This window comes from Brevundimonas sp. (assembly GCF_024711105.1).
Lineage (GTDB): Bacteria > Pseudomonadota > Alphaproteobacteria > Caulobacterales > Caulobacteraceae > Brevundimonas.
In genome coordinates, this window is sequence record NZ_JANJTL010000071.1 from 1 (window position 1) to 6,312 (window position 6,312).

General features: G+C 68.8%; 7 protein-coding genes and 1 pseudogene. 5 read left to right on the forward strand and 3 right to left on the reverse strand.

The window, feature by feature from the left end; translation table 11 throughout:
• Positions 1-124: 124 nt before the first annotated feature.
• Positions 125-322, reverse strand: coding sequence for a sulfur carrier protein ThiS (gene thiS, locus Q0M60_RS05620; RefSeq protein ID WP_296817043.1), 198 nt, complete (start codon positions 320-322; stop codon positions 125-127).
• A gap of 92 nt (positions 323-414) precedes the next feature.
• On the opposite strand from thiS, the gene aroQ reads away from it, so the two are divergent.
• The 4 genes from aroQ to aat are packed head-to-tail and all read left to right on the forward strand — an operon-like array spanning position 415 to position 3,417.
• Positions 415-855, forward strand: coding sequence for a type II 3-dehydroquinate dehydratase (gene aroQ / locus Q0M60_RS05625; RefSeq protein WP_296817046.1), 441 nt, complete (start codon positions 415-417; stop codon positions 853-855).
• A 32-nt stretch (positions 856-887) separates the two neighbouring features.
• Positions 888-1,403, forward strand: a complete 516-nt coding sequence (gene accB / locus Q0M60_RS05630) for an acetyl-CoA carboxylase biotin carboxyl carrier protein (RefSeq protein WP_296817050.1) — start codon at positions 888-890, stop codon at positions 1,401-1,403.
• A 9-nt stretch (positions 1,404-1,412) separates the two neighbouring features.
• Positions 1,413-2,756, forward strand: coding sequence for an acetyl-CoA carboxylase biotin carboxylase subunit (gene accC, locus Q0M60_RS05635; RefSeq protein WP_296817052.1), 1,344 nt, complete (start codon positions 1,413-1,415; stop codon positions 2,754-2,756).
• A 10-nt stretch (positions 2,757-2,766) separates the two neighbouring features.
• The gene (gene aat, locus Q0M60_RS05640) at positions 2,767-3,417 is read left to right on the forward strand and encodes a leucyl/phenylalanyl-tRNA--protein transferase (protein WP_296817055.1); all 651 of its coding nucleotides are present in this window, start codon (positions 2,767-2,769) and stop codon (positions 3,415-3,417) included.
• On the opposite strand, the gene Q0M60_RS05645 is transcribed toward aat, so the two are convergent.
• Together Q0M60_RS05645 and Q0M60_RS05650 are read right to left on the reverse strand one after the other, a co-directional pair.
• Positions 3,354-4,022, reverse strand: a complete 669-nt coding sequence (locus tag Q0M60_RS05645; protein ID WP_296817057.1) for a DUF2155 domain-containing protein — start codon at positions 4,020-4,022, stop codon at positions 3,354-3,356. The genes aat and Q0M60_RS05645 overlap by 64 nt on opposite strands.
• Entirely contained in the window at positions 4,019-4,411 is a 393-nt protein-coding gene (locus Q0M60_RS05650) for an NADH:ubiquinone oxidoreductase subunit NDUFA12 (RefSeq protein WP_296817060.1), read from the reverse strand. The genes Q0M60_RS05645 and Q0M60_RS05650 overlap by 4 nt, the downstream gene beginning before the upstream one ends.
• 182 nt (positions 4,412-4,593) lie before the next feature.
• Here Q0M60_RS05650 and Q0M60_RS05655 point away from each other — a divergent pair.
• Positions 4,594-6,312, forward strand: a pseudogene (locus Q0M60_RS05655) (hypothetical protein); the annotation flags it as partial.

A 6,312-nucleotide genomic window follows, 5' to 3' on the forward strand; every position in this document is an offset into this window, starting at 1 on the left:
GGAAAACATCCGCGGCGGAGCGTCTCCTTTGCCGAAACACACAACCCATACGGTCTCCGGGCGAAGGCCCGGCGCTCCACCGCCCTCCCCAATCTCCGAGCGAGAGCCGGAGGATAACGACGCGTCAGCCGCCGCCGACGAACTGCACCACTTCGATGCGGTCCCCCTCCTCCACCGGCGTGGTCGCGTGCAGGGACCGGGGCGTCAGCTCCAGGTTTCGTTCGACGGCGACCTTGCGGATGTCGAGGCCTAGTTCGGCCACCAGATCGGCGATGGTCCGGGCCTCGGTGTCGTGGTCGTCGCCGTTCAGGGTGATCCGCATGCCGTTAAGTCAACTTTCCTGAGGTCGGCGCGCTTGTGACGCTCGCCTGCCAACGATACAAGGGCCGCCGATTTTCGACGGGCCGGGAGCCTATGGCCAGACCCATCTATGTCCTCAACGGCCCGAACCTCAATCTCCTGGGAAGCCGGGAGCCCGAGGTCTACGGGTCCGACACCCTCGAGGACGTGCGCGCGGCCTGCGAGCGCCGGGCCGGAGGTTCGGACATCGTCTTCCGGCAGACGAACCACGAGGGCGAGCTGATCGACTGGGTTCAGGAGGCCGGCCAGAAAGCCTCGGCCCTGGTCATCAATCCGGCCGGCTACGGGCACACCTCCGTGGCCCTGCTGGACGCCCTTCGGACCCTGTCCATTCCGATCGTCGAGTGTCATCTGTCAAACCCGGCGGCCCGTGAGGAATTCCGTCAGGTGTCTTTCGTCTCGCCGGTCGCGGCCGGCGTCATTTCGGGTTTCGGCCTGGCGTCCTATGAACTGGCGGTGGAGGCGGCTATGCGTCTCTCGTCAGCCGGACGTTAGAAACCGAGCCCCAACTCAAGGAAGAGCTGCCCATGCCGGCGCCGAAACCCCCCGCCAAGCCCGCCGAGGTCGAGATCAACGCCAAGCTGGTCCGCCAGCTGGCCGGCATTCTCAACGACACTGATCTCACCGAAATCGAGGTCGAGCGCGGCGAGCTCAGGATTCGGGTCGCCCGTACCAGCCAGGCGGCCCCGCAGATCGTCCATGCTGCCCCCCCGATGATGGCCGCGCCGGCGCCGCAGTCTGCTCCAGCCGCCGCCCCCGCCAGCGCGCCGGTCATGTCGACCGACCCGGCCGGCCCGGCGCCGCGCATGGGCGAAGAGGTCAAGTCGCCGATGGTCGGCACTGTCTATCTGCAAGCCACGCCGGGCGCGGATCCGTTCGTGAAGCCGGGCGACACGGTCAAGGCCGGCCAGACCCTGCTGATCGTCGAGGCCATGAAGACCATGAACCCGATCACTGCGCCGCGCGACGGCAAGGTGCTGGAGGTGCTGGTCGGCGACGCGCAACCGGTGGAGTTCGGCGAAGCCCTGCTCCTGCTCGAGTAGGACGCCGCCATGTTCGACAAGGTCCTCATCGCCAACCGGGGCGAGATCGCGCTCCGTATCCACCGCGCCTGCAAGGAGATGGGCATCTCCACCGTGGCGGTGCACTCCGAGGCCGACCGCTCGGCCATGCACGTGCGCCTCGCCGACGAGAGCGTCTGCATCGGTCCAGCTCCGGCCGGCCGCTCCTATCTGAACATCCCCTCGATCATCGCCGCGGCCGAGATCACCGGCGCCCAGGCCATCCACCCGGGCTACGGCTTCCTGTCGGAGAACGCCAAGTTCGCCGAGATCGTGGAAGCCCACGGCATGACCTTCATCGGTCCGCGTCCGGATCACATCCGGATCATGGGCGACAAGATCACCGCCAAGCAGACGGCCAAGGACGCGGGCATTCCCGTCGTCCCCGGCTCCGACGGAGAGGTCGAGACGGTCGAGGCGGCCATCGAGGCGGCCAGGTCCATCGGCTTTCCCCTGATCGTGAAGGCGGCCGCCGGCGGCGGCGGGCGCGGCATGAAGGTCGCCCTGTCCGAAGACAAGCTGGTCGAGGCTGTCCAGACCGCCCAGACCGAGGCCACGGCCGCCTTCGGCAACGGCGCCATCTACATGGAGCGCTATCTCCAGAAGCCGCGCCACATCGAGATTCAGGTGATCGCCGACAGCCACGGCAACGTCGTGCACCTGGGCGAGCGCGACTGTTCGCTCCAGCGCCGCCACCAGAAGATCCTGGAGGAGGCCCCCTCCCCGGCCCTGTCGGCCGAGGGCCGGGCCAAGATCGGCAAGACCGTCACCGACGCCATCAAGAAGATCGGCTATCTCGGCGTCGGCACCATCGAGTTCCTCTGGGAGGATGGGGAGTTCTTCTTCATCGAGATGAACACCCGCCTGCAGGTCGAACACCCGGTCACCGAGATGATCACGGGCGTGGACCTGGTGCGCGAGCAGATCCGCATCGCCGCGGGCCTGCCGCTCTCGTTCACCCAGGACGACATCGTCTTCGAGGGGCACTCGATCGAGTGCCGCATCAACGCCGAGAACCCGAAGACCTTCACGCCCTCGCCGGGACTGGTCGACGATTTCCACGCGCCGGGCGGCCTGGGCGTCCGCCTCGATAGCGCGCTCTACGCCGGCTATTCGATCCCGCCCTATTACGACAGCCTGATTGGCAAGCTGATCGTCCACGGCCGCGACCGTGAGGAGTGCATCGCGCGCCTCAAGCGCAGCCTGGGCGAAATGGTCGTCGGCGGTATCGACACCACCATCCCGCTCTTCCAGAAGCTGCTGGCCGAGCCGGACATCCTGTCGGGCGACTACGACATCCACTGGCTCGAAAAGTGGGCCGCCCGCCAGAGCTAGGCCTTGTCCGATGACCAGCCTCTCCCTTCAGGAGGTGCTGGGGGCCTACGCCGTGGGGGTTTTCCCCATGGCCGAAAGCCGCGATGATCCGACCATCTACCTGGTCGACCCGCCGGAGCGCGGCGTCATACCGCTGGAGGCGCCGATCCTGCCGCGCAGGCTGGGCCGAACCGTCCGGGCCGACCCGTTCGAGGTCCGGATCGACAGCGACTTCGAACGCACTCTGGACGCCTGCGCCGCGCCCGGCCCGGGCCGCGAAGACAGCTGGATCAACCCCGCGATCCGCGAACTCTATCTCGCGCTACACGAGGCCGGCTTCGCCCACAGCGTGGAATGTTGGCGCGGGCGCGATTTCTGCGGGGGCCTCTACGGCATCGCGCTCGGAGGCGCCTTTTTCGGCGAGAGCATGGTCTCGCTTGCGCGCGACGCCTCGAAGGTGGCGCTCGTTCATCTCATCGCCCGGCTCAAGGCGGGCGGATTCGGCCTGCTGGACGTTCAGTTCCAGACACCGCACCTGGAGGGCTTGGGTGCGGTCGAAATCGAACGCGCGGACTATCGCGGACGTCTCGCCAGGGCCGTCACACTGGACGCGGACTTTTACCGTCTGGAGGTCGGCGCCTCGGGCTCGCGCGTCTGGCAGGAGATCACCCAGACGTCATAGAGATTGTGCTCGATCGGGTTCAGACCCGGCGCCGAGGCGAACATCCAGCCCTGGAAGATCTGACGCGAACTCGCGCGGCCGTCTCGCGTCTGGGTCTGGGACCGGATCTCAAGGTAGGCGATCGAGTCACGAAGCGGTTCGTCCTCCGCCGTCGACTCGCAGGCCCGCACCCGGAACACCAGCCCTCGCCAGCGACGCTGCTGGCCGACCGGAGCCTCGAAGCGGATCGTCTCGGCGGTGACCTTGTCCAGCGCCTGGATGATCGCGACCTGGCGGCGCTGTCGAGGCAGCTGCGGCGCAGGCGGCGCCTCGGGCAGCGGCGTCTCCTCGACCTCTTCGGCCTCCTCCTCCGCCTCAGCGACCTCGATCGGCTCGACGTCGACGATGAGTTCCTCGGGCGGCGGGGTGGGTCCGGGGCGGACGACGTTGGGAACCTCGCCCGGAGGCGGCGGCGGGACCTCTTCGCCCGGCGGCGGCTGCGTGGGCCGGGCGATCACATCGCCGATCGGATCCGCGGGGGGCACCGGCGCGGGCGTCGCGACAGCCAGCCCGGCCACCAGGACCGCGGCCAGGGCTCCGCTCGCGACCCAGCGCGGGCGGCTCATTCGGGCCTCCAGGCCTCGTAGTCGCCCGTCGCTGCCGGACGTTCGCCCTCGCGCGCCAGAGAACCCGGCGGACGCCAGGCCAGCGGCGTGCCGCTCATGTTGGGCATGTGCTCGCGCTCCCACGCCTTGCGCGGCAAAGGCTCCTCGGTCGGCGGCAGGTCGAACGTGTAGTGAAGCCAGCCGTGCCAGTCCGGCGGCACTTTCGAGGCGTCCGCATAGCCCTTGTACAGAACCCACCGGCGACGGCGGCCGTCATAGCTGCTCGTGTCCCGTGACTCGAAGTAGCGGTTGCCGAACTCATCGGTACCGACCAGACGGCCACGGCGATGGACGGTGAACAGGGTGCCGATCGTGGCGCCGCTCCACCAGCTGAAAATCTTGTCGAACACGCGCGTTTCCGGGAGACGAAATCGGCGCGAATATAGAGATCGGCTCCGGCTCCGTCCATCCAGACCGGCATCGCCACTCTGCGCGATATCTTGTGGGTCGTTGGCTCCCCCAGCCCCACATCTATTGGATAGCGGCACGGGGAGGACTATCGTCGCCGCCTACGCCGACCGGAGCCGATCCTTTGCGTCTGCAGCCCCGATTCAGTCTGCCCGACCAACGCCCGGCCCTGTCGCCGAGGCAGGTCGAGCATTCTGGTCGTCTGTGCGAGATCGAGGCGCCGACCGGATGGACGACCGCGCGGCTCGAAGCCTGGCTGGACTGGTCAGGGGGCGAACCTCTCCTCCTGGCGGTGGACGCCCATGCCAGAAAGACCGCACAAGCAGCTCTTTCCAGGGGTCTGATCCTACCGGAGGACCTCGACCTTTTCGGCGAAGAGCTGGCCGCTACCCTGCTGTCAGGTCTGGCTGCCCCGGGCGGCCGCCGCCCGACGTTGGGACCGCTGATCCGACTGTCCGAGCCCGACGCCGTCGACAGGCTTGAGGCGCATCGTGACCGTTGGTTCGCGGCCGAGCGCGCCGCGCGCGCCCAGTTGGCGCTCGGCGATCGGCTCCGCGAGGTTCGCGATGCGGCGGACCGCTGCGAGGGACCGCGCCCCAACTGCGCCGACCCCCGACAGAATCCGGCGCTCGCGCGGGCCATGCGGGCCGCCAGGGCCGCTGGCGCGTCCGACATCGACCTGCAAAGGGCGCTGGTCGGGATTGGCGTCGGCTTCAGCGGGCCAGCGCCGGTCTCCCGGGCGCCGGCTGCGCTTCTCGTGGTCGACCGGCCTGACACAGCGATGCTTGAGGCCGTTTCGGCCGTCCCGGACCTGATCGTCTGCTTCTCAGACCAGGCGGCCAAAGCGGTTCGAGGCGGCGCCGGCGCGCCCGTCGCTGCTCTCAACCTGGCCGCCCTTCGCGGCCACGATGGCGCGCCCGACATCCAGGCCATTGAAGCTCTGGCGCGGCTCTGGTCCGTCGCGCTGGCGGCGGAAGCGGATGACGAGGCGATCGCGCTCGTGCCGTGCGGCCTTTCGGAGATCATTCGCCGTGAGGGCCTTGCCTATGACAGCGAGGCGGCGCGGTCGCTGGCCGCCTCGCTGGTGAGCCGGATCGTCGACGCCGCCACTGGCGCCGTCAGTCATGCCGGGATGCGCGAGGTGGCTGGCTTCGACCTGGACCCGGAAACAACGCTGCGCCTGGGAGCCCTTTCGGTGGGCCCAGGGCCGGCGGGTGCTGTCGTTTCCGTGGCTGAGACTTCGGATGGCGAGATCTTTCCCGTCCTGGCCCCGGAGGCTGCAGAGGCGCTGCGCGCTGGCGGGATCGATCTGTCACAGGCTGACCGTCACCTGTTCGGGACCCGCACCCTTCAGGAGGCGCCTGGTCTAGACCTCGAGCGTCTCGGCGAACTTGGCTTCACGGACCTCGAACTTGAGGCGGTCGAGATCGCACTGGCGGGCGCGGACGACCTCTCGGACGCCTTCACAGCGCCGGTGCTCGGCGACGGCTTCCTGCGCGATGCGCTCGGCGTCCCGGCCGACCGGATCGGTGACTCCGCCTTCGACCTGCTGGCCCACATGGGCGTGGGCGCGGCGGATGTCCAAGCGGCCAGCTGCTATGCGCTGGGCGATCCTGAGCTGACCAACTGGCCAGGGCTTTCGACTGAACTCCGGCAGGTGTTCGCGCCAGCGAGCATCGCGGCCCGGCTGAAGATGGCGAAGGTCTTGCAGGCCGCTTCGGGGAGCCCCTGCCTCGCGCCGATGTCGCTGGCCTGGGACGCGCCGCCAAGTGCGGAGGCAGAGATCGTCGCCCTGGCCTCGGCGCTCGGCGTGGAGGGGGTGACGGTCGAGCGCGATGCGCCG

Coding starts and splice junctions, on each gene's coding strand:
- thiS (WP_296817043.1), bottom strand. CDS start 322: ATGCGGATCACCCTGAACGGCGACGACCACGACACCGAGGCCCGGACC.
- aroQ (WP_296817046.1), top strand. CDS start 415: ATGGCCAGACCCATCTATGTCCTCAACGGCCCGAACCTCAATCTCCTG.
- accB (WP_296817050.1), top strand. CDS start 888: ATGCCGGCGCCGAAACCCCCCGCCAAGCCCGCCGAGGTCGAGATCAAC.
- accC (WP_296817052.1), top strand. CDS start 1,413: ATGTTCGACAAGGTCCTCATCGCCAACCGGGGCGAGATCGCGCTCCGT.
- aat (WP_296817055.1), top strand. CDS start 2,767: ATGACCAGCCTCTCCCTTCAGGAGGTGCTGGGGGCCTACGCCGTGGGG.
- Q0M60_RS05645 (WP_296817057.1), bottom strand. CDS start 4,022: ATGAGCCGCCCGCGCTGGGTCGCGAGCGGAGCCCTGGCCGCGGTCCTG.